This window comes from Nocardia vinacea NBRC 16497 (assembly GCF_000308835.1).
GTDB classification, from domain to species: domain Bacteria; phylum Actinomycetota; class Actinomycetes; order Mycobacteriales; family Mycobacteriaceae; genus Nocardia; species Nocardia vinacea.
On record NZ_BAGN01000420.1, the window covers coordinates 51,266 to 73,789 of the forward strand.

General features: G+C 66.5%; 11 protein-coding genes and 1 pseudogene. 4 read left to right on the forward strand and 8 right to left on the reverse strand.

Annotated elements, in window-relative coordinates; genetic code table 11:
• Positions 1-54 precede the first annotated feature (54 nt).
• The 3 genes from ON44_RS42660 to ON44_RS42670 are packed head-to-tail and all read right to left on the reverse strand — an operon-like array spanning position 55 to position 2,191.
• Positions 55-1,230, reverse strand: a complete 1,176-nt coding sequence (locus ON44_RS42660) for an MAB_1171c family putative transporter (protein WP_040700798.1) — start codon at positions 1,228-1,230, stop codon at positions 55-57.
• Positions 1,227-1,730: a hypothetical protein gene (locus ON44_RS42665; RefSeq protein WP_157187611.1), complete on the reverse strand. Its 504-nt coding sequence runs from the start codon at positions 1,728-1,730 to the stop codon at positions 1,227-1,229. Before ON44_RS42665 ends, ON44_RS42660 begins: the two co-directional genes overlap by 4 nt.
• 32 nt (positions 1,731-1,762) lie before the next feature.
• Complete coding sequence (locus ON44_RS42670; protein ID WP_040700802.1) at positions 1,763-2,191, reverse strand: helix-turn-helix domain-containing protein; 429 nt, start codon at positions 2,189-2,191, stop codon at positions 1,763-1,765.
• Between the two features lie 262 nt (positions 2,192-2,453).
• On the opposite strand from ON44_RS42670, the gene ON44_RS42675 reads away from it, so the two are divergent.
• The 3 genes from ON44_RS42675 to ON44_RS42685 are packed head-to-tail and all read left to right on the forward strand — an operon-like array spanning position 2,454 to position 17,420.
• The gene (locus ON44_RS42675; protein WP_245567549.1) at positions 2,454-3,851 is read left to right on the forward strand and encodes a hypothetical protein; all 1,398 of its coding nucleotides are present in this window, start codon (positions 2,454-2,456) and stop codon (positions 3,849-3,851) included.
• 15 nt (positions 3,852-3,866) lie between these two features.
• Positions 3,867-5,435: a hypothetical protein gene (locus ON44_RS42680; protein ID WP_040700805.1), complete on the forward strand. Its 1,569-nt coding sequence runs from the start codon at positions 3,867-3,869 to the stop codon at positions 5,433-5,435.
• A gap of 9 nt (positions 5,436-5,444) precedes the next feature.
• Positions 5,445-17,420, forward strand: a complete 11,976-nt coding sequence (locus tag ON44_RS42685) for a helix-turn-helix domain-containing protein (RefSeq protein ID WP_157187612.1) — start codon at positions 5,445-5,447, stop codon at positions 17,418-17,420.
• 162 nt (positions 17,421-17,582) lie between these two features.
• On the opposite strand, the gene ON44_RS42690 is transcribed toward ON44_RS42685, so the two are convergent.
• Together ON44_RS42690 and ON44_RS42695 are read right to left on the reverse strand one after the other, a co-directional pair.
• The gene (locus ON44_RS42690; RefSeq protein ID WP_040700809.1) at positions 17,583-19,301 is read right to left on the reverse strand and encodes a CocE/NonD family hydrolase; all 1,719 of its coding nucleotides are present in this window, start codon (positions 19,299-19,301) and stop codon (positions 17,583-17,585) included.
• 365 nt (positions 19,302-19,666) lie between these two features.
• Entirely contained in the window at positions 19,667-20,284 is a 618-nt protein-coding gene (locus ON44_RS42695) for a TetR/AcrR family transcriptional regulator (RefSeq protein WP_040700841.1), read from the reverse strand.
• Positions 20,285-21,041: 757 nt separating this feature from the next.
• On the opposite strand from ON44_RS42695, the gene ON44_RS42700 reads away from it, so the two are divergent.
• Positions 21,042-21,281: a hypothetical protein gene (locus ON44_RS42700; RefSeq protein ID WP_040700810.1), complete on the forward strand. Its 240-nt coding sequence runs from the start codon at positions 21,042-21,044 to the stop codon at positions 21,279-21,281.
• Positions 21,282-21,404: 123 nt separating this feature from the next.
• On the opposite strand, the gene ON44_RS42705 is transcribed toward ON44_RS42700, so the two are convergent.
• The 3 genes and pseudogenes from ON44_RS42705 to ON44_RS53250 all read right to left on the reverse strand — a co-directional run.
• A complete protein-coding gene (locus ON44_RS42705; RefSeq protein ID WP_040700812.1) occupies positions 21,405-21,824 on the reverse strand; it encodes a hypothetical protein in 420 nt (139 codons plus the stop codon).
• Between the two features lie 3 nt (positions 21,825-21,827).
• Entirely contained in the window at positions 21,828-22,178 is a 351-nt protein-coding gene (locus ON44_RS42710) for a hypothetical protein (protein WP_040700814.1), read from the reverse strand.
• A 218-nt stretch (positions 22,179-22,396) separates the two neighbouring features.
• Positions 22,397-22,524, reverse strand: a pseudogene (locus tag ON44_RS53250) (alcohol dehydrogenase); the annotation flags it as partial.

The following is a 22,524-nucleotide window of genomic DNA, read 5'->3' on the forward strand; positions in this document are numbered from 1 at the left end:
TGACCAGGGCTCGAACCCCTGCCCCTCCGGACACAAAGTTGTGGCAAGTGTGCCTCAGCGATCTTGTCCAGGCACGGCCTGGACAGTCATCATCTCGGAAGATCGCAGGGCGCGGCTGACCCGCCCGAGCCATCTGGCTTCGTCGAGCAGTGTGTGAGCGCCGCTGTGTTCGACAGACAAGGTCATCGTCGTGTTGTGGCGAGGCGGTAGGCCTGCCTGCTTCGCCTGGATCGCGGCCGCGATGACGGCCGCCTCGATCACCGGGCCGCGCTCATGGTCCGGCAAGCCGAGCGCATCGGACCGTTCGACGGCCAGTCGCCGCACCTGTGGATCGGCATACCCGCGCAACGCCAGCTGCGCGTCCCGAATGTCGATGACCCGGCGATAGAGCCGGAATTCGGCGTCCCGCAAAGGATTCCATTCGCGGCCGACGGGGAGGGGAACAGCACTCGCCGCGCCGGTGGCGGATGTCAGGTGCCAGCTCAGCCCGCTGAGTTGTCGTTCGGTTCGGTGGCATCGGTAAGCGTGAAGCAGCGACCCGAGAGCCTCACCGCCCGAGGGCAGTGCCAGGCCCACGATGACGATGAGCAGTCCGGTTACGGTGAGCAGCCCGTCTACGACGACATATATCGGTCGGGGTGGGTGTCCGAGATCGGCGGCGACGAGCACGTAGCCGAGGAAGGCCAGCCGCGCCATCACGGCAATGCCGCCTATTGCGATAACACGGAATCCGATGCGTAGCCACGGCTTGGCGGTGAGCGCGGCGTAGCGGAACCCGAATACGATCGCAGCGACAGCACTGACGCCGACGTAACAGATGAACAGGTACCGATACCGGGCATTATTCGCGGACATCGGCGGGAAGGTGGCGAACAGTGCGATGACTGCGCCGACGACGACAACGAATCCGGCGTAGCACAGCGGCGTTCTGTTGCGTGCGATCTCGGTCCGTGTCGTGAGGTACACAAACCATATTTGGCTCGCGCACACCGCGAGCATCGCGGTGATGTCGCTGAGCAAGATGCCTAGTGTCGGAATATGGGTATGGCCGTCGATGGCATCGGATTCGAGCCAGATCATCATGGTCGCCAGGATCGCGCCGGTGAAAAGCGCACTCGCGCGGTGCATTCCGTTGTCCGGATCGCGCATGATGTCGCGAGTCTTGATGGCCAGGACCGCGCCACAGGCGAATGCCGTCAGCAAGATGAGCAGAATCGGGTCGGGGGTCACAGTGAGTTGTCCAAGCGACGAACTATGTCGGCGATCGCCGGATCGGCGGCGACGGTGACCGGCTGGCTCGACCGGTGCGCGCGCTGAAGGAGCAGCGTCGCCGTCATCTCCGCTTCGGTCTCCTGCTCGGTCGATCCGCAGGAACGGGCCAGAACCTGTCCCTGGATCTCATGGGCGATATGCACGAACATGCAGTGCCGTCGGTCATCGCCGATCGGCTGACCTGTATGACCGAAGAGCAGATGCGCGAATTCGTGGAAGATGATCTGCTGGCGGTGAATCAGACTGGCGGACTCCTCGTAGATGACGGAATGCCCGCGTTCGTCGGTGAGCAGCAAGCCGAGTGGACTCGCCGGCGGCAAGGCCATCGGGATCAGTTCGATCCGGCTGCCCACATGACTCGCCAGACGCTCGCACACTTCGTCGATACCGAAACGAGCCGGTAGCCAGAGCGTGTCGATTCGCCGTTCGCAGCGCTTCCGCAAATCAGTAGTCCGCATGGCAGTCCTTGCTCGGCTGAATTCTTCGCGCGCTACTGGTCGCCGGGCGGGCCTGCGGGCAGTCGCTCCAATCGGCGGAAACGGTTGATCACGTCGGTGACCGCCGACAGGCTCTCAGCGGACAGGCCCGCCGCCCGCAGCGCCACATCACGCACGCCCGCGTCCCGCATGGCAGCCAGCAGACCCAACTCGGCGTCGACCTCGCGACTGGTCTCGTCGTCGAAGAAGTAGGCAGGGGGAACCCCGAAGAATCGAGCCAACGCGCTCAAGTGCCGAAAGGTCGGATTGTCTCGTTGACCGGTACGCAAGTACCAGACATACGAGCCCGACATCTTCACCCCCTGATCGCGGGCGACCGCGGTGGCGACCTCCTCGTTGCTGAACTCGCGACCGTCAGGCCTGCGCACGACGTCGAACAGATGGGTCAATTTCGACGCCAGTGTCGAGGCTGTTTCGTCCACCGATCGCCTTTCCGTCAACTGGAATGGTTGCGAACCATTATCGCTTGACAACCGTTGACAGACAACGCCGGGCGTGATGCAATCAGGTCCATCAACTGATGTGAATGACAGGTGGCTCAATAATCACACATGTTGACATGGACTGGCACCATGCGCGGGCGGAGGTTCCGGAGGGAGATCATGTGGGTCAACCGTTGTGGGGCGATCCCTGGATGTCTCTGGTCCTGGCCTATTCGTGGTTGCGAACATGCCGGAGTGCGCGATGACCAGTTCGGTGGGTGAGGATCTCGCGGCGTTGGCCGATCGGATCGCGGATGGGCTGCGCGAGCATGCCCCGCCCGGGTGGCATCGGTTGGAGGCGTGGTTCGCGATGACCGTGGTCGCCGAATCGGCGCTGCTGATGGTCGACGATGGCAGCCGGTCGATTCGGTACCAGGTGCCGGATGCGGTGTGGGAGACGGTGCGTCGGCATCGGCGGCTGTCCGCGGATTCGGAATGTGGGCCGTGGTGGCGGTTGCTGGTGCGCATCGACGCGGACGGTGTCGAGGTCGTCGCCGATCAAGGTGCGGAGGAACCGTTCCCCGGTGAGCAGTTGTTCGCACCGGATGCCTATCTGGCTGACGTGGAACGCTATCCGCGCGGTCGATTGCCCGTGTGGTTGGCGGCTTACATCGGGCGCGGTGAACGCCAGTCGAGGCCACCGCAGGCTGCCGTGGACGGGATGCGGGCAGACCGGCGTGCGGGTGTGCGGGCGGTGGCCGTGGATGGCGAACTGCCGGAGCTGGCGGTGTTGTGGGCTCGGTGGGCGGTGCTGGCTGCGGCCTTCGTGGCGGTCGGATCGAGGCGGGGTCCGCGGATCGGACCGTCGGTGGGCATCTTCGAAAGTGCGGGACGCGGCGGCTCGACGTTGACTCTGCTACCCGGCGGCCGGGCGGTGCTGTCGGGCGGCGTGTGGGATGCGCCGGTCTTGGACGCCGCGTACAACGGGAGTGGCGCGATGCCGAAATTGTTTGCGGGAGCACCGGATTGGGTGGCGGACCCGGTGCTCGATCCGCGTGCGGTAACCGGATTGCTGTCGTTCTGTTACTGGTGGGATGGCGATCGATGGTACCGAGGCGAATCCGCTCCGATACCGGAGTGCGCGCCGGCGCTGCCCGCGGTGTGGACGGTCTCGACGGTTGCGGGAGTTGTCGGCAGCCTGCTGGGTGACCGGTCGGGTGAAAGCCCGCAAGCCGCCGAACTATTGGTGTTGGCGGCGCAGGCGAGCGCGGTGACTCGCGAGGCGATGGTGCAGGCGGTCGGCGACGGCGACGGAGTCGACATCGACGGTGGACTATTCCAATTGATGCTCGCGGATCTGGTTGCCGATCATGTCGCTGGGATCCGCCAAGCGGATGCGCTCGATCTGGTCCGGGATCACATCCGTCAGCGGAGTTACGACACCACCGGATACTCGCTGTCGACGTTGCGGGCCGATCGCATCAGCGTGGGCTGGTTGGTGCGTTCGCCGGTGCCGGACGGTGAAATGGCGTTGGACCGTGCGGTTTTCTATGTCGCTGACGATGGCGTCGTGGAGCGCTCTACCTCTTCGGTGCCGCTGTCGGTGTTCGTCACCGATTTCGAGCGACGGTTCCGGATACGTAGCAGCGGCCGAGTCTGACCGACGGGGTGGGACGTGAACAGTGAAGTTCGATTGGATCCGGACAGTTTGCGAAATCGGGGAGCGCGGCTGGCCGAACTCGGTGACCGGGTGGGGCAGACCTATGTGGACTTGCGGGATTGCCTGGCACAGTCCGAAGGCAGCTGGGGCGACGACGATATCGGCCTTGCGTTCGCCAAGGACTTCATACCGCACGCCGATCAGTTGCTGGCCAATGTGCGGGCAACGGAGGAGAGCTTGCACGGCACGGCCGCCGGAATCATCGACGCCGTACGCCAATTCGAGGCGCAGGACGCCTACTTTGCCAGCCACGTAGGCACCACAGCCGGGGATGTGGACCCGAACATCGGGGAGCCGGCTCCGCAGCGGGCAGACGGCCCCGACGGCACGCCTGCGCTCGCCGGCACGCACTCACCGGTGACATACGACCCTGCGTCGGCAGCGGGAGGTCAGGCGTATCCCACCGACCGGGTGCAGCCCACCGAACGATCCGCGCCCGGTGGCCCGGGATCGCCGGACGCTTCCACGGGGCGGTCCGCGCCGCAGGACGGTCCGCGGCGCCCGGATTCTTCGGATCGAACAGGCCAGGGGTCGGATCGGGCAGGCCGAGAGGACGGTGGCAAATCCGGCAACCGTGCCGGCGATTCCGGTCGGCCCTCGTCCTCCCCCGTGTTCCCCCCGTCCTCCCCTGTGTTGCCCCCGACTGCCACGCGGAATGCGGTCCGGTTGTCGGGCACGGCGTCCGGACCGCGGCCGGCGGTCGATGTCGGGCGGCGAGACACCCCGTGGACCGGGCAACGGCCCCGGACACCCGGCTCGCCTGCGAGTGCCCAGCCGAGTCCCCCGAGCCCTCGGTACGGTTCCCCGCCACGATCGAACAAGACCGCCGATGAACCGCAGCGCGGGCGTGATCGGCGCGGTTCCGACGGGCGACCGGTTTCCGATCCCCTGGTCGGGTGGCTGGCGCGGAGGTTGGCCGAGTACCACGGTGTGCATGTGGCCGGATTCGATACACCCGGCCTACAGGTGTCGGCGGTGCGGGAATTCGTGGCCGCGGTGGACCGGGTGCTTACCGAATACCCGATGATCGTCCTGGATGTCGTCGCGGTGGCAGAACTCGGCGCCGAATCGGGACTCGTGCGGTGGAGTTCCGAACCGCGCGACTCCCGGGGCGCAGCCCATTCGATCACGCTCGACCAGCGGACCGCGCAGGAGCCGAGGGAAGTTACCGGAACCGCGGGAACCGATGCCGAGCCGGGTATATACGCGGCCACGTTGCGTGAATTCGGCCAGGCGCTCGATGGCGCCGGTGGCGGTCTCGGGCGCAGGCAGGCGCAGCGCGTCCTGCTCGCGGAGTACCTACGTCGGGAGCCGGGACGACACCGCACACTCGCCGAGGTGGTGCGCGGTTACCAGCACTGGCGTGCCGAGTTGACCGGGGATGCCGCGGTCCCAGGCGGATTCGACGTGAGTCGGGCCTTCGGCGCCGCGTTCGCCGAGGTAGTGCTGCGCGGTGAGGAGGCGGGCGTCCAAGCGAAAACACTGCGTGCGGTGCTGGTCGCCGCGGCCTCTCGGCCGGGGTAGGCGGTGCCGGTGGACGGTTCGCGGTCACTGAACCCGGTCGTGGAGTTGCGCAACGCGTTCGAGGGTTTGCCTACTGTGGTGCGGCGTCCGATCGAAATGGTGGTGTTCGGCGGAGAGCTGCCGCGTGCCGACATTTCCGGGATGCGTCGGATAGCCGCGGAGTTCCGGTCGAAGGCAGCCGCGCTGAGCGACCATTCGGAGGACGCGGAAGATCTACTGGCACAAGAGGATTCGGTGGGCGTGCTCGGCGAACGGCTGCGCGAGACGCTGCGTTCGCACCGCGATGGGGCGGCCAGGCTCGGTGACGATGCGTTGGCCCTGGCCGATCAGGCGCAGGCGGCCGCCAACGACGCGGAGAAGACGCTGTGTGTGATGTTCGTCTTCGGGATCGAGTTGGCGTGGCGGATCTTCGGTGTGCTGTCCGGTGCCGCCGCGGCTGGTCCTGCCGGGGAAGCGGCGGCGATGCCGGTGGTGGAGTCGATGCTGGTCGAGGGGCGGGCCAGTGTCGCGGTGATGCGTGCGGGCCTGGAGCAGGCATTCCGGACGGGTGCGGCGCGGACTGCCGCCCGGCTGTCGGCGCTGGGGGCGCTCCGGTTGCCTGTCACGTTGGGTAAGGCCGCCGCGCTGCCGGTGGGTGTCGACGCGGGCGTACAGGCGCTGCAAATCGTGTCCGGTGATCGAACCCTCGCCGTGATCGGACCGGACGGTAAGAATCCGACAGGCATCGATCTGACATCGATCAAGGTTGCGGCCTTGTCAGGTGCGGGTGGTGCGGCGGGTGGCATGGTCGCGGGCCGGGTCGCGCCGAAGGTGTTTCCCCGGATCGAGGGCAGCCGGTTGGCGCTCGGGTTGGTGCACGGCACTGCGGGCGCGGTGGCGGGTTTGGGTGCGGCGGCGTTGGTGACCGGTTGGCCGGAGCATTTCGATCATGTGCTGGCGCCGTTGCTCAACGGCGGTTTCGCCGGGGCCGTACACGCTCACGCCGCCGCTCACCGGGGATCGGGTGCGCCGGTGGGGGCGGTGACCGACGGCGGTGGGGCTTTCACCCGGCCCGACCTGCCCGCAACCACCCGCAGCGAGGACATCGCGGCGCCGACACCGACTCTCCTACCGGTCGAGGTGTCCGCGGAATCGAAGCAGGCGTGGGCGGCTGCGAAGGCGGCGTGGGCGGCGGCTCCGGATACGGTGGCTGCCGGGGGCGAGCGGGGGAAGGTACCCGCGGCCGGAGCGCACGGGAACAGCGCGCCGGTCAAGTCCGGCGAACCGCGGTCGCCCGCGGTATCGGGCTCGATGCCACACAATGACGCGACCGGCCGTGCTCCGGTCGGACTCGACTCCGCGGCCGGGTCGGCGGGGCGTTCGGAGACAGGTGCGCAGGTGGCGGGGCGGGGCGACTCGGCTACCCGCACGAATACGACAGCGCCACGCCCCGTCGAGGCCGGTGGGGAAACGTCGGCGCCGCCGAAGGTTTCGACGGGCACCCCGACCCGACAGGTCGCCACCGGGCCCGAAACACCCGCCGCCGGTGAACACCGATCACCAGGGAATCACGAGCATCACAACTCCGGGGAGCGAAGTGCTGCGGCGGATCAGACCCGCCACGAGACCCCGGTTGACGCCCGCCCGGCCACGGGTACCGGCGACGGGCCCGAAACGCCTGCCACCGGTGAACACCGGTTGCCGGATGAGGAGCACGCTCCAGGGGCGGAGCGGAGCGTCCTGGTGGGTGAAACGGGCGACGAGGCGCCGGTCGGCCCGGCTGCGGATTCGGTCGACAGTGCCGGTTCGCCGACGCCGAGCGCTCGCGATCAGGCGGTCGAGTTGTTGGCCGAATTCAACGCCGGTTCCGGTGATCGGGTCCCGGAGCAGCTGCGGCTGTGCAACCTGCCGGACGAGGTGTTGAAGGCCGGGTTGTTCGACACCGACGCGCGGAAGTCGATGATCGCGACCACGGAGATCATTCGGCGCGGCACGATCAGCGACGCAGTGCCAGGAGGGATGGTATTGCGGGTCGAGCAGGCGGAGGGGGTGTACGCGCTGGACAAGCGTCCGGTGGAGATGAAGCCGGGCGAGGGCAAGTCGCTGATGTTCATGGCGGCGGCGATGCAGCGGGCGGTGCGTCACGGTGAGTGCCTTTTGGTGACGACGACCGATGGGCTGGCCCACCGGGAATTCACCAGGTATCGACAGCTGTTGACCGAATTCGGGATCGACGTGTTCCGGGCCGACCAGCAGAAGGGTTTCGGGCCGATCACCGACGGTCGGCCGGCGGTCGTGGTGGCCACCGGCGAAACCGTCGGGCATCTGTGCAACGCGGGTCACCGGCCGCCGCGCCAAGCGTTGATCGATGAGATGGACGGCATCATCGACCGGGGTGAGAGGCAGTTTCTCCGGTCGGAAGGCGTGGAGCAGGCCGCGCCCGAGGCAACGGCACGCGAGGTGCTCGCCGCGCACGATTTCCTCGCCGACGCGCTGCAGAAGGGGGCGTTGTCGCACGAGGATTTCGGTCTGACGCGGATCATCGAAGAAGTCGACCGGTACCCAGACGGAACACCTGAGGTCGAGTTCTGGTACGACGGCCGGGCGGAATTGACGCCGGGGGGACGGGCGAAGGTCGAGGCGCTTCCGGGCGGGAAACAGTGGTTGGAAGGGTTGGGGCTGTCGCGGCTGGAGACCGCCGCTGCCGCCGAGTTCACCTGCCGCAAGAGCACCCACTACGTGATGGACGCGGGCAAGATCGTCATCATCGATCAGGGCGAACACGGTCTGCAACGCAACCCGAACACCTCGAGCGAATCACGGTGGAGTGCCGAGCAGGGCAAGGCGAGCCTGGCTCAGGCCGTCGAGGCCAAGGAGATCCGGGCGGCCGAGGCCATCAGGATGAGCGCCGAGCAGCATCAGATCGTGGTGCGCGCCGACGCCGACTCGGCCAAGAGCATCAACGCGGTGGAAATCTATCGCACGGGGGGACGCCCGGAGGACCGGTTCTTCGATGAGGTCACCGGTGCCTCGGGCACGCTGGCGGACCTCAACCCCGTGCTGGAAAAGATCTACGGTCTGGAGGAAGCGCACCAGGTCGACCGGTCTCGGGAGCAGCGGTTGATGGAGGGCGCCCCCGAGGTGGTGGCGAACACCCGCGCCAAGCTGAGCACTATCGCCGAAGGCGCGCACAGAGTGTGGCAGGGGGGCCACGGCAGGTCCCAGGAAATCTTGTGTCATCGCAACGACCTGGTCGACAGGCAGGTGCAGGCGTTGCTGCGCCAGGGGGTGCCCAGGGAGGCGATCGAGGCAGTCGATGCCGACCGGATCGCCGGGTGGGGCACGGGGTGGGAATCCGAGTTGCAGAAGATTTTCGATGCCGCTGGTGAGCAGGGCAAGATCCTGGTGATCAACCGGCAGGGACAGCGTGGTGTCGATATCTCGGTGTCGGAGGCGGTGCAGGCCAAGGGCGGCATGTTCGTGTGGATGACCGAAGTCCCCGAGCAGTCCTACATCCATGAGCAGGCCAAGAACCGCACCGCCCGCAACGGAGACCGCGGGGCCGCGCAGGCGCTGATATCGCCGCAGGACGCGCTGATCCGCAAGGCCATGCACCTGAACGGGGTACGCGCGGCGGCGGTCCGCTACGAACAAGTCGCCGAAGCCCATCGCACCGACCCCACCCCGGAAAATCACAACGACCTGGTCGAGGCCGGCGACAATCTCCGCTCGCTGGTGCCCGAACTGCAAGAGCGTGCTCTCCGCCACGCCACCGCCGACTTCATCCGCCACCACGCGTACATCACCGACAGCCCGGCTGCCGTTCTCGCCGCCGCCGAGACGTTCCGCTACCAGGGCAGCACGGACATCGGGCAGCCGGACCGCTCGCTGGACCAGGCCACGCGTCTGGCCGGGTTGCTGGGGATCCCGGCCGCAGCCGTCGCCGGGAACGCCGCCGCGCTCGAAGGCGCTGGTGACCCGCTGGGCAGACTGCTGGAACAGACCGGCCTGCCGCCCGCCGGGGTGGAGGCGTTGCGGCAGCATGTCGAGGCGACCGCACCCGAGACGGTTGCGCAATACGCGGGGCTCACCGACGAGCAGGCGCTGGACCAGCTGGTACCGCAGCGGGACCAGCTGGCCGGCAAACTCGGCTGGGACACCGAGGCCATCGAAGGCGCCGAAGGCATGCGCGTGGTCGACCCCGCCCTGACCGAAGCCAGAAACAACCTCGCGAAAGCATTGGGTTACCCCGCCTCCGACATCACCCCCGCCATAGCCCGCGACATCCTGGGCGAAGCGGTCAACCACCACTTGCCCGCCGATGGCACCCACCAGCCGGCCACCCGCAACGACGCCGCCCCCGTATCGGTGCACCCCGCATCGGTGAATCCGGTAGCCGAGAACCCGGTGGCCGAGGACGTTATCGCCGCGGCATCGCACTATCTGGCCACTGCGGCCCTGCTCGGCCTGGTCGCGCAGATCCACCGCCGCAGCCCCAACAGTTGCGTCAACAACGCCGTGACCGGCATGCGGGTGTTGACTGCACGCCGTTTCGAGATGCTCTCGAACGAACTGGCCGGTCACGGCCGTGACGTTGTCGAGGCGGTGTTCGGCGCCCCACTCGACAATGCCGGATCACTGGACGAGGTGGCCGAATCGCTGAAAGCTCGGCCGGGAGGCATCGCAGTCCTGGTCTACAAATGGAAGGACACCGAGGACAAGGGCAGCACCGCCGCCGACAACCACATGGTGTTGCTGGTCAACGACAGCAAGCCGGGTGAACGGCCGAAACTGGTCGTGGTCGACCTGGCAGCATCCCGAGACGGCCGAACCGACACCGACTACGGCCCGAAAGACCTCCAGGACCGACGCGCGCTGCTGAACAAGGCCGTCCCGTTCGACACATGGCGAGACGAACAGCAAAAGTTCATCGACAGACTGTCCCCGGACCAACGCAGATTCGAGACCATCGATTTCGACGTCGACGGCAACCTCATGTCCAGGTCGCACCGTGACGCACCCGCCGCCGAACCCCGGTCCCAGGACGTCGAGGTCAGCGCGGAAATGGTGCAGGAAATCAACTCGATACGGCCGGTAAACGGCGACGGCGCACCTGATCTGCCGTCGAGGAGCGACGCGGACACTCCCGACAAGTCAAGCATTTCCAGGTCGCCCGAACCCGCCCGCATCGGTAGCCGCCCGCACGCCCCCCCGGATCCGGCCGAGCCCGCACCCGAAACCGGGCAGGAACCAGAGACGCTCTCGGCCACGCCGGTGGCCCTTCAGATGGCCCTCGCCGTGGTTGCCGGCATCCAATGCAGCCCGGACATCGCACGGGACGCACAGCGTTTCGTGATGAGGTGCTACGAGGAATACCGACAGCACCAAAGGGCCGCCGGGGAATACGTGGGCAGCGCTGAAGCGCGCCCCGCCATCGACGACGCCGCCGCTCAGGGTGTCGGCGAACTCATCGTCGACATGCATCGCACTGCCGATCGGGCACAGATCAGTCTTCCCGGCAGTCTCGCCGACCTGTATCGGGCCGAAGCGAACACGGCGAATGCGCGGGGCCTGCAGCAGGCATTCGCCCTGATCGGCCGTGACGAATCGAGTCCGGTTATCGCGCAGGACGCGAAACGATTCGTCATGTCGTGCTACGACGAATACCGACAGCGACAAGAAGCGGCCTCTCGAAATGGACGCCGGACCACTCTGGTGAACCTGCACGGAATGGCACCCGATGAGGCCGAGCAGGCCGCCGGAGAACACGTCGGCAGCGCCGACGTGCGCGCACATATCGATCGTGCCGCCGCCGACAACACCCGCCGGCTCATCCACAACATCCGAGCCGCGCGGACAAAAACAAGCCTCCCCCTCCTCGACATCCTCGCCCACCTGCAGCAGGCTGCAGCGACCACAGCCAACGCGCGGATACTCGCGAAAAGCATGAGGGCCGACCAAGGCGACACCCGGGCAGGGGACGACGAACAATCCGGCGACCAACCTGCGACAGGCCGGAACGGAGGTCCGGGTGGGCTGATCGGTAGCAGGCCGTTCGAGGACTCGCCTGGTGAGCGCGCGTTCGCTGGTCCCGGGTTCGAGGAGTTGGTGCTGGCGGTCCGGGATTCGGGCATTGTGGAACGTTTTGTGGTGGAGGGTGCGCGGGGGGTGCGGGTCGAGGAGATGACGTTCGACAATGGCGTGCGGGTGTTCAGGGAGACATATGCCGATCCGATAGACGCGCTTGTACAGGTGTTGCAGACCAAGGTCGCCGTCATGATGGGTGCTCCGGTCGCCCACGCGATGCTGAACCTGGAAGACGACCGCGTTTATCGGGAACTCACCCCTGGGCGGCCTGGGGACAGCGTCGAGGTTGTGGATCCGGAGGTTCTGGACTCGGACTCGGCCCTGCGACTCGGCTTATTCGATGCCGTGACCGGGACTCACCGGACGGCGCGAGAGTGGAGTGCGGCCGACAACGAAGTGATGGGCGGACGTTCCGGATCCGATGTCGACGCCACGCAGACCGGTGTGTTCGCGTCGTCGTTCGTGCGCCGTATCGACGGCCGTACGGTGTGGTTGGACCACGCTATGCCGGCATGGGAGGTCGCGGCCATTCGAGAGCGGGTGTCGCACCTCGAATCGTGGATCGCGAATTTTCCGATGCCCGAGGACCACCGAGCGGCGCTGCACGATATCCACAGCGGGTACGTCGCGGCGTTGGAGCAGGTCGAGCGGCACGCCGTGCATACCTCGGGCGAGATAGCGCATCGCGCCGGGCTCGATGCGGAGGCGCGGGCCAAGGCTCGGTTGGTGGCGGCATTCAACCTGAAGTACCCGCATGTGGCGATGGTGGGGTTCGATCATCCGGATGTGCCTGCTCATGTTGTCGAGGAGATTCTCGGCGGCTTGGCGGAGATGTTCACCAGATTCCCGGACCGAACCAACATCCGCGAACTGCGGATCGATTACACCGACTCGGAGACCACCAGCGCCAGAACGCAGTACTACACGGACCCCGCAGCGGCGGGCCGGACCCGGAGTATGCAGTTCAGCCTGCGCGATGCGACCAACCCGGCACAGGCCGTCGAACGCGGAATCCGGTTGCTCGAGCTCGGCTTGAATCCGGTCGGCGACAGGCCGTTTCATCACGACGCCGTGCACGAGTTCGTTCATGCGATCGATGCCGTGGAGGGGTTGTCGAAGGACCTGCAACAAGTGCTGTCGCAGACCTATTCACAGCTGTCGAGACAAGGCCTGATCGACGAGCACTGGTGGACCTGGTTCGCTCGACTGCCGCGGTACGCCTTCGGTAACGAAGCCAAGACGGTACTCAACGCTCAGGAGGCGCTCGCTGTCGGGTTCGCCGAGGCGGACATCCATGGCGCGGCGGTCGGGTCGCCGCAGTGGGCGGTCCACGAATACGTGACCACCGGGCGTCCGCCGCGGGTCACGTCGGATCTCGAGGTCGATCTCCCGCCGCATGTGGATCGTCCGGATTCGGGTGGGCTGATCGGTAGCAGGCCACGTGAGGAGCCCGATTCGCATTTGGATGCTGCGCGGGGTGCGTGGATCAAAGCCCTGCGGCTCGAGCGAGGAATGACGCAGGCGCAACTCGCGCAAGCGGCTAGCCAGTCGATAAGCGGACTGTCCCGTACCGAGAACGGGAGGCTGAGGCCGCGGCTCGGTGCCTTTCAGCAGATCTGCCGAGCACTCGGGCTCGAAGGCGAGGCGCTGCGCGAGGCTGTCCGGCAGTTCTATCCGGATGTCGGGCTGGAAACCGATGTGGCTGCCCATGATTCGGTGGGTGGCTGGTTGGTCGCTCTTCGTAGCAGCAAGGGCATGACCCGGGCGGACTTCGCACGCGCGGTCGGTGTGGACAGGACGCGCATCGAGGATTTCGACCATGGGAAGCGTCCTCGGCCTGGACTTTTCTTGCGGATTACGCAGGTTCTGGGAGTAGGGCGGGAAGTGCTCGCGGAGGCCGCTCGCAAGTTCTATCCGGATGTCGAGTTCGATCTCGATCCCGCCGCGCACGCCCCTGGGGCGCCCGGAAGCTGGATTGCGGCGTTTCGCTACGACCGGGACATGTCCCGGGCCGAGCTGGCGCGGACCGCGGGCATATCGGCGGGATATCTCAGCAAAATCGTGGGCGGGGTGACGCCGACCCCGATCGACTTCCGGCGGGTCTGTCGGGCCCTGGGGGTTGCGCCGGAAGTCCTCGACGCAGCGACTCGCCGTTTCTATCCGGGTCTCGAGTTCGATGTCGATCCCGTCGTGCACGATCCTGCGTCGCCCGGCAGCTGGTTCGTTGCCCTGCGCCACGGCCGTGATCTGACCCGGATCGACGTCGCGAAGGCGATGGGGGTCTCCCCGGAATACCTCTCCAGAATCGAAGCCGGAAACTACGTGCCCGGGTTCGTGGTTTTCCGGCGCATCTGTGATGCGCTGGGGGTTGGTGACGGCTTGCGGCAGTCCGGCGCCCGTCATTTCTATCCGGATATCGATCTCGATGTCGATCCCGCGTCGCGTGAATCGCTGGGTCGTTGGATTGCGGCCCTACGTCACGACCGAGGTATGTCGGTGGTCGAGCTCGCGCGACGGTCACGGATGGCTCGTGAGTCCATTTCCGTCATCGAAAAAGGGGCGCGTCTTCCGCGGTTGAGAAAATTTCGGCAACTGTGCCGGGCGTTGGGTGTCGGCGACGAGTTGTTGGTCGAGGCCGTCGAACGATTCTATGCGGGTCCCTATGTGCGGTCCGGCAATCGAGACGAAGAAGAACTGTTCACACGGTACGTCGCCAGTGGGTTGGGTTCACCGGAAGAGCGTGCGATCCGGGACGAGATCTGCGACATGGTTGCGTGGGTTCCGAACGCGTTGGCGCGTCGTGAGCCTCCGGATACCCGAGACGAGGCTGTACAGGCTGCGTGGATCGGGATTTTGAGTGCGATCGACAACCACGCCCCCTCCTCGTTGTTCGCCGCCCACGCCTGGGCGAGCGGTCTCGCCTCGGTCCGGCGATATCGGCTCGCGCGGCGGTTCCCCGATCTCGACAATCGAACACTGAAGATAGTGAGCAAGGTCGACAGGCAGATCGGCCGGATGGTCTCCGCGAATGAGGCTCTCGATGACACAGAGATTGCCCGCGCGACGCGATTGAAAATGGCCGACGTCATGTTTGCGCGGGAGGTTCTGGCCCGGCTCACCTCGCGGTTGGATGCGCCGATCACCGGCGAGGGCGGGACCCGGCATCGGGAATTGGCCGATCCAGCGGCTGCTGCGGGGATTGCCGATACCGATTTCGTGTTGGCGGTCCGTGCCGCGCTGGCCGACATGCCTGACCCCGGCACCGCGGAGCGGCTGGTGACGCTCCATCTGCTGGAGGACATGCCCTTGGCCGGTGCTGCCGAGCGACTGGGGTTGCCGGCCGCGGACGCAGCCGAGATTCTCACCGATTCTGTTGCGCGGCTGCGCAATGCGTTCGACGAGCGCCGATCCGCCGGGGTCGCTGCGAGCGGGCAGGACCCGGCACCGATGACACCGTGGACCACGATGAAAGCGGAGCCGGATCAGCCACCGGCGCAGAGCAGCGATTCGGAGCCAGACGAGGGCAGCCCGAAACCGGGCGGCTTGATCGGCAGCAGACCACACGAACCGAGCGAGCCCCCACGGCGCCCCGCACCGGGCAAGACGACGCCCTGGTCCCGGGAGGTGATCGGCGAACCGCATCCCGACCACTCGCTCACCACCCGCGAGACCGAAGTTCTCGCGCGGGTGCGACTGGGCATGACGCACCATGAGATCGCGGCAGCACTCGGATTGTCCATGCGTGACGTGGGAGCGCACCTGGCGAGTGTCCGCCGCAAGCTCAGAAATCAGCGGGCGGGGTTGGTGGCGCCGAGCCGGGCCGCCGACCCGCCATCCACGACAACCGATCCCGGCCGTTTCCGAGCGGCCATGCACGTCGCCTTGACGAGCGCCGATCAGCCGGGTCCGCGAGACCTGCTGGCCGGGGCGAGCCCACAGCAGATGGAACGCGCTGTCCAAGGGCTCAGCTCGGCTCATCGGGGAGCGCTGGGCCGGCTGCGAGCGGGAGCGAATACACCGGTGATTCGCAGTATGGCGCTCATCGCCGCTCGTCGATGGGTGACCGCCCTTGCGGCCGAACACAATCGGTCGCAGGCGGTGTTGGCTACCGCGCTGGCCGCGGCGAGTCCCGCTGACCTGCAAACGGCACTCGACCAACTCGCGGCCGCCGAACTCCAACTTCTGGTCAGATGTTTCGGACCGGCGACGTCGCCTGCCACCTTCGAACCCGACGATTCCGTGCGCGCCTTGCGTGCGGTCGACATCGTCCGGCACGTCGCGGGGCGGATCGCGACCGATCTCGTGGAGAACGAGCACCCGGCCGCGGCGCAGCACGCGAATTCCGCTGCAGCCCAGACGTATACGGCGGACGAATGTCTGGACGCGGTCTTGGACTGGTTGGATCGGCAGGACCCACCGGAGTCGGGCGAACGGTCCAGGGGTAGCCGTCGAGGCTCCTCCTCGGCGACCGCGGATCGACCCGACGGCCGGCCAGGTGACAACAACGACACCGGCTCCACGCGGGCGGATATGGCCCCGGCTCACCGCTGGCGCTCGTTGCCCGTGGATCACAGTTTCGATGACCAACAGCGGCGGTCGGCCGACGAGGCGCTACGTGCGGGCGGCTTCGACGACGCGGATATGCTGCGGCGTTCAGGAGATCGCCTGTTCGCGGACTCCGCACAACGTCGTGCGACCGAGAACGGCGAGTGGTGGAACTCGCTGAGCGACCCCACCGAACCGGGTCGGTTGAGCGCCACGCAACGGGCACTCATCCAGGTCTACCCACATCGGATCGGCAACGCCGACGGCCTTCCCGCCACGATCCGCGACCACGCCAACCGGCTGTCGATCAGCCGCGATCTCGGCGAGTTCATAGCCCGCAAGCCAGCGGACCAGAGGCTCCTCAACTGGTTGCGGACCGACCTCACCGACGCCGAGAGGAAGCAGTTCGGAAACCTGGTCCATACCCGAAATCACTTGCAAGAGTTGGATCGACAGGCCGCGGAGATACCGGGCAGTCCGCCGGTGCACCTCCTGTCCTACGACTCCACCGCCTTCGACGGCAAAGGGAAGGTCGTCGTCGCGCTCGGCAATGTGGACACCGCGCACACGGTGAACTGGCATGTGCCCGGTACGAATACGACGTCTTCCTCGCTGGCCTACCAGTTCAAGCCGCTGCGCAACCTGTATGAGGAGACGCTGCGGGTCGATCCGTCGCTCGAGCTGGCGTCGATCATCTGGATCGGATACGACGCGCCGGCCGGGCCCGTGAACACCGGTTATGCGAAGGCCGCCTTTCGACGCCGCGCACGCGTCGGCGGCCGTCGGTTGCTGTCCGATATCGCGGCATTTCACGCCACCAGGAGTATCGCCGGAACCGCCGCCCCGGATCAGCTTGTCATCCGGATCTACGGGCACAGCTACGGTTCGGTGACGATGTTCTATGCGGGCAGGTACGGCGGGTTCGCCGGCTTGGTCCGCTCGGCAATCGCCTCGGGCTCGCCGGGAGCCGCCTCGGTGCGGCATGCCGCAGAGCTCGGCATCGGCGCGGACAATGTCTATGTCGCCGCATCGTGGCGCGATCTGGTGACCATGTTCGGGTCGGACGAGCCCGGCGCGTGGAGCCGCTTCAACCCGCGGCTCGGCCTCGGCATTGATCCCGCCACCGAGGCCTTCGGCGCCAAACGAATCGGCGCCGAGTTCCCCGACTCGCCGGACTTCGCCGGTGTCGAGGCCGTGCATCAGGGCTATCTGCACCGCGACCCGGCGACCGGGCTGCCCACCGAAGCGCTGGCCAACGTCGCGCAGATCACCGCCGGACGCGGAGACGCCCTCGGTTCGGTGGATCGCCGTCGATCCGGCCAGGGGTTAATCACGCGCACCATCGATTCCGAGCGCGGGCGATACGCCGACTGAGATTTTGACCGATGGGCGCTGCAGAACGGTGGAAATAGATCTTGGCGGAGTCGCCGCGGCGACCAGGGGGATGCGGGGCCACGCCGGCTCCGGCCGGGGCTCACCGGGAGGGTGATCGAGACGAGTGGACCGCCGGATCGTCGCGGGCGGAGGGCATCCCGTTCATTCGCCGTCCAGGATCGGAAGGAGCAGGCGTGAGCTGGAGTGCACCGTGTTGACGCCCGCCATGCCGACGGGGGCGTGACTGAACAGCAGCATGGGCTGGAAGTCCTCGCGATTGTCATCGCTGGTGAGGATCAGGCGGATACGGTGCCCGCGCTGAAACCGGCGGGCGTTGGCGACCAGCGGGATGCGGTAGTCGACCGGCTCGCCTGGAGGGACGGGAATCCGCGCCCGCATCGGGAGGACGGGCCGTCCCATCTCACTCGCGTCCTCGTCGATGTGGCGCAAGCCGGCGCGCAGCCAGCCCTGGGTGATGTCGGCGGCCTTGCCGTCCGGGCCGACGTCTTGCAGGAGCAGGATCCACGCCGTATCGGTCGCGCTGCTGGTGGCGGTGAGCCGTAGTTCGGGGTGGCCGACCATGTCGATGTCGTCGGGAAGGGGGTCGCTGGTCCAACTCAGCTGGCCTGGCATGGGTTTCGCGCCGTCAGTGGCGTAACTGCGCTCGCCCGGCCGCTCGTCGGCCGTAAGGGAGCCGTCGGCGCTGAGGGCCAGGGCCCTGTGGGTGGCCGGCGGGGGCCAGGAGTCGGCGGTGCGCCACTGTTCGGCCCCGGGCAACCAGTAGCGGATGGCAGGGCCTTCGAGAATGCCGGTGTCCCGGCCCTTTAACCAGTGGTCGAACCAGGCAAGGGCCTCGATGTGCATGCTTTCCCATGGCCAGGGCAGGCTGTGCTCCCCGAGCATGGTCATGCGCACGTGTGGGTTGTGTGCGAGGGCGTCCCGGGCTTGGAAGAGGCCGGCCAGGTGGAGGGGGACGTTCGACCACTCGCCGCCGAGGTAGACGGGTATGTCGACATCGGCGAGCAGTCCGGTCAGGTCACGCTCGTCCCACCACGCATCCCGGGTGGGGTGATCGGTGGCCACTGCATCGAGCAGGGCGTTCCATGGGTGGGCGTCGTGGCGGAAGCGGCTGACCAGCCGCAGACCGCGGGTTGCCTGTACGCCGTCGGTCTGGCTGAACCGCCGGTGGACGGCGGGGATGGCGAGGAACCGGCGCACGAGACGGGACAGGCCCTTGCGGTAGAGGCGGTCGCCGTGGGCGGACAGGACGCCCAGCGCATGGATCCAGGGGGTAATGAAGGCCTCGCTCAACAGGCCGTTGTGGTAGGCGGCTTCCCAGACCTGCACGGTGACGTTGAAGGGGAACAGGGCCTTGAGATGTGGCGGGCGCTGGGTGGCCGCCTCCAACTGGCTCATGGCGTAGTAGCTGATGCCGATCATGCCTACGTTCCCGTCGCACCAGGGCTGCCCGGCGACCCACTCGACCAGGTCGAACAGGTCCTTGCGTTCCTGTTCGTCGAAGAAGGTGTAGGCGCCGCCAGAGCCGACCGTACCGCGGAGGTTGGCGATGACATGGGCATAGCCGCGCGGCACCCAAAAGTCGCTAGTGCCGGCCTCGATGAAGGCCGCGGGGGCGCCCAGGTCCTGGAGTTGGCGGGGGTAGGGGGCCGCCGCGATGAGGGCGGGAAATCCGCCCTCCGCGTCAGGCCGGTGAATGTCGGCCAAGAGCTGGGTGCCGTCGCGCACCGGGACGGGCACATTGTGCTCGCGGATCGTCCCGTGGAGGGCCGTGGACAGGTTGCGGTACTGACGACCAGTGGTCTGCGGTCCGTTCAGCTGACGCTGACCGGGCTCCACTCCGGCGGCCTCGAATCGGGCCATGGCACTCTCATTTCCACACGTACGGAAATTAACTGACCTCACAGTACGCGCGCCGGCTCGCTACGGGCAAGGGAAATTTCCATAGACCGTGAAAATATGGTGGGCCCGGGGACGCCGCCCGGGCGGTCGCTGCCTGCCAGGCGTTCGTGGAAAACTCGCCGCCACAGGGGCACACGTTCAGCGCGGCGGTATGGGGCGGGAAGCTCCCGAACCTCGTCCAGCGGCACGCGTTCGCCGCGGTGGATCTACGACTCGGAAACAGACGCGTTTGCCACGCGGGACCATCGAGGGAGTGGAAGATTTGAGGTCAGCGCTGGAAATAGGCGGGCAGGCAGGCGATGTGCGCCCCGGGCAATCGCTTGCGGTCAAGCGTTCCCTGGGATGTCCCCGCCCAGTGCACCCGTGAGGTAGTGCTGCACAGTCGGCGCGATCAGGCGAATGACCTGCTCTGAGGGGATGTCGGCGATCCGGTCGATCGCCCAGACGTAACGTGTCATCGCCAGGCCCACGATCTGCGTGGCGACCAGATCAGCGCGCAGCTCGGCCTCGTCGTGAGCAAGGCTCGCCGACACGACCTGCAAGACGAGCGCGGAGAAGACGGAGCGGAGGCGCTCCATGGCGAAGGGCTCGTGACTTGCCGCGAGGATGATCGAGCGCAGGACCTCCGAGGTGGCCGGGTCGTCCCACATGCGCAGCGCCGCCTCCACGAAGGCTCGTCCGCGCTGCTCCAGCGGCACCTGGGCGGCCTCGGCAATGCCCTCACCGAAGGCATCCGGCGGCTCCAGCGCCGCCTTCAGTAGTCCCGTCTTGTTGGAGAAGTAGTAGTTCACCAGGGTGGGATCCACATCGGCGGCCTGAGCCACCGACCGCAATGAGGTCCCGTTGTAGCCCCGCTCGGCAAAGGACTTGCGGGCCGCCGTCAGGATGCGGTCCGCCTGCGCGCCACGTTCCCCACGCGGACCCCTTCCTGCCCGTGCCGCCATGTCCCGCTGTCCCCTTTTTGCCCATTCCACGAGCGCGCGTGATTGCGTGCTGATGCTGTTCAGCACTTGCTGAGACATATTTCAGCATACCGTGAAATTGGCTATTCCTTGAAATCGCAACCAGGGACGGAAAACCCAGCAAGACCTGGGCCACTGCCAGGCAGCTCGGCATCGGTCAGCTTCTTCGGCCGGTCCGGCCGCTGCGATTGCGCCGCCACCCCGTGGTCATCGACATGGACATACAGTGCGTTCAGGAAGGTATCGAGGTCACGCCTATCGATCTAGCAAACTCGCTGGATGCGCGGCGGAGCGGTGGCGCACCTGCGGTTTTCTACAACGACTCCCACATTCCCCTATACATAGTTAACCGACTGTGCGTAAACTGTGACCAAGCTGATATCAAAAAGACGACCGGGAAGGTCGGCAGCCCTGTAGGCGCTAGGTCGAAACGACCGCACGGCCCACAAGTTGCCCACGAGGTCGGCGAGCAGAAGTCCGCAACCGGCTCGCGATCTGCAGGCCTACCCTCTCGTCATCATATTGAAGATAGGCCGCCGCGACGCGCGGCGGACAGACGGTAGCCGCGATTAGCGACGTTATCGAACAGCTGAGCGTTTCCACAACACCAGAACTGCTGCATCGGCGAGCCTCAGCGGCTCTTCCCGGGTCCGCGCCACCCGACCACGTTGCCGGAACCCGATCCCCCTGTCCGAGAAACCGATCCGAAAAATCACTACCGCCTCGAAAGGAACCGCAAATGCGCAAGAACGTCGAAGACGCACTACATCGGGATTTCAATCGCTGGAGCGAACTGGTCGACCGCGCCGCACACGCGGATAACGAAGTCGAGCGGGAGAAACCCGCCTTGGCTGCGGCAGAGCTGGAAATGAAGTGGATCCGCACCGCCGCCGACGAGTGGAGAACACTGCACGACCAATGGTGGGAAAAGATCGACCAGGCGCGAACAAGCGTGAAATCCGAATACGCTCTGCTTTGATTCGGTGACCGGTGGCGGCAGTGGTCACCGACCACGCCTTGCTCACCGGCGTACTCACCACATCTACGTCACCGAGTCCGGGCGGGCGCCTTTGGCAGAGGCACGCATCGCCGTCGCCCGCCGTTAGACGGAAACGTCACTGAGTTGGCGCCACAGATGGTCGGCGGTGCGCGCGTTGCGATGTGCGACGTACGCGGTCCATGCCCAACCGACGATCGAGACGGAATACCAGTACGGTCGCCAGTCTGCCGGGTGCAGACCACTTCCGAGATATATGGCGAGCAGCACCATGAAGAGCGCGGCGAGCCCGATGCAGAGCGCGCGCCGGCGCGAGGCCGCATCCTTTGCCTGTTCGAGGCGCGGACTCCATGATTCGGCGGTCGCGTCCGGGGGTAGCTCGCGGGCCTTCAATGCGCGGCCGATTTCACGATTCGCGCCTTTGTCGGCAGATTCGAACACTCGGACAGGACGCATATATCGCCATGCGAGCACGGATCCGACAACGGCCGGTACGAGCATGAGCACGATGATGACCACGACCACGATTCACCTACCCGCAGTGTGGGCAAGATGGTCGAGGACTGCGCCCGCGAACCGCCATTGGATGTGGATCGTGGTGAGATTGACGGCCGAAGCGGCGAGCGCGAGCAAATAGACATAAAGCAGCGTATTGCCCGCGGCCGGATTCGTTGCGATCTCGGTGAGCAGCAGCGCCGACCAAAGCGCGGTGAGTGCGATGAACGGGCCACGCAGCCGTATCGAACGTGCCTGGGCGTAAACGAGATGCGGCCGGTTCGGGACAGGGACCAGACCGCGACGCCGCTCCGGAATAACCAACCAGCGCACCAGCAGTCCGGCGATGACCGCGGTCAGCACAGTGACGGCGATGAGATGCAAAGAATACCTGTCTTTCCTCGTGTGAGATTTCGTCGACCTGCATGAATAGATTCGGTCACGTACGCAGTCGGCGATAGCCACCCATGGGGTGGACATCGGCCCACCTCACAGGGCTCCTCCAACAAGAATGGATTTCCGGCAGGAGCGCTTACCGCACCCTTGTGTGCCTTGATGGGGTGTCGCCGGTCGCGGAGCCTGTCATCGTCGTTGTTCGACGGTCACACCGTGAGGACCATGCGGTAGCGGGCCCGTCCCTGTTCCATTGCGGCATATGCCTCGGCGGCCTGATCCAGGGGCCGTTCCTGAATTCGCGCGCGCACGCCGGATTGGACCGCGAATTGCATCG

Excerpts from the sequence above, each read along its gene's own strand:
- ON44_RS42695 (WP_040700841.1), bottom strand. The coding sequence starts at position 20,284 with ATGGCGGCACGGGCAGGAAGGGGTCCGCGTGGGGAACGTGGCGCGCAG.
- ON44_RS42690 (WP_040700809.1), bottom strand. The coding sequence starts at position 19,301 with ATGGCCCGATTCGAGGCCGCCGGAGTGGAGCCCGGTCAGCGTCAGCTG.
- ON44_RS42675 (WP_245567549.1), top strand. The coding sequence starts at position 2,454 with ATGACCAGTTCGGTGGGTGAGGATCTCGCGGCGTTGGCCGATCGGATC.
- ON44_RS42700 (WP_040700810.1), top strand. The coding sequence starts at position 21,042 with ATGCGCAAGAACGTCGAAGACGCACTACATCGGGATTTCAATCGCTGG.
- ON44_RS42665 (WP_157187611.1), bottom strand. The coding sequence starts at position 1,730 with ATGCGGACTACTGATTTGCGGAAGCGCTGCGAACGGCGAATCGACACG.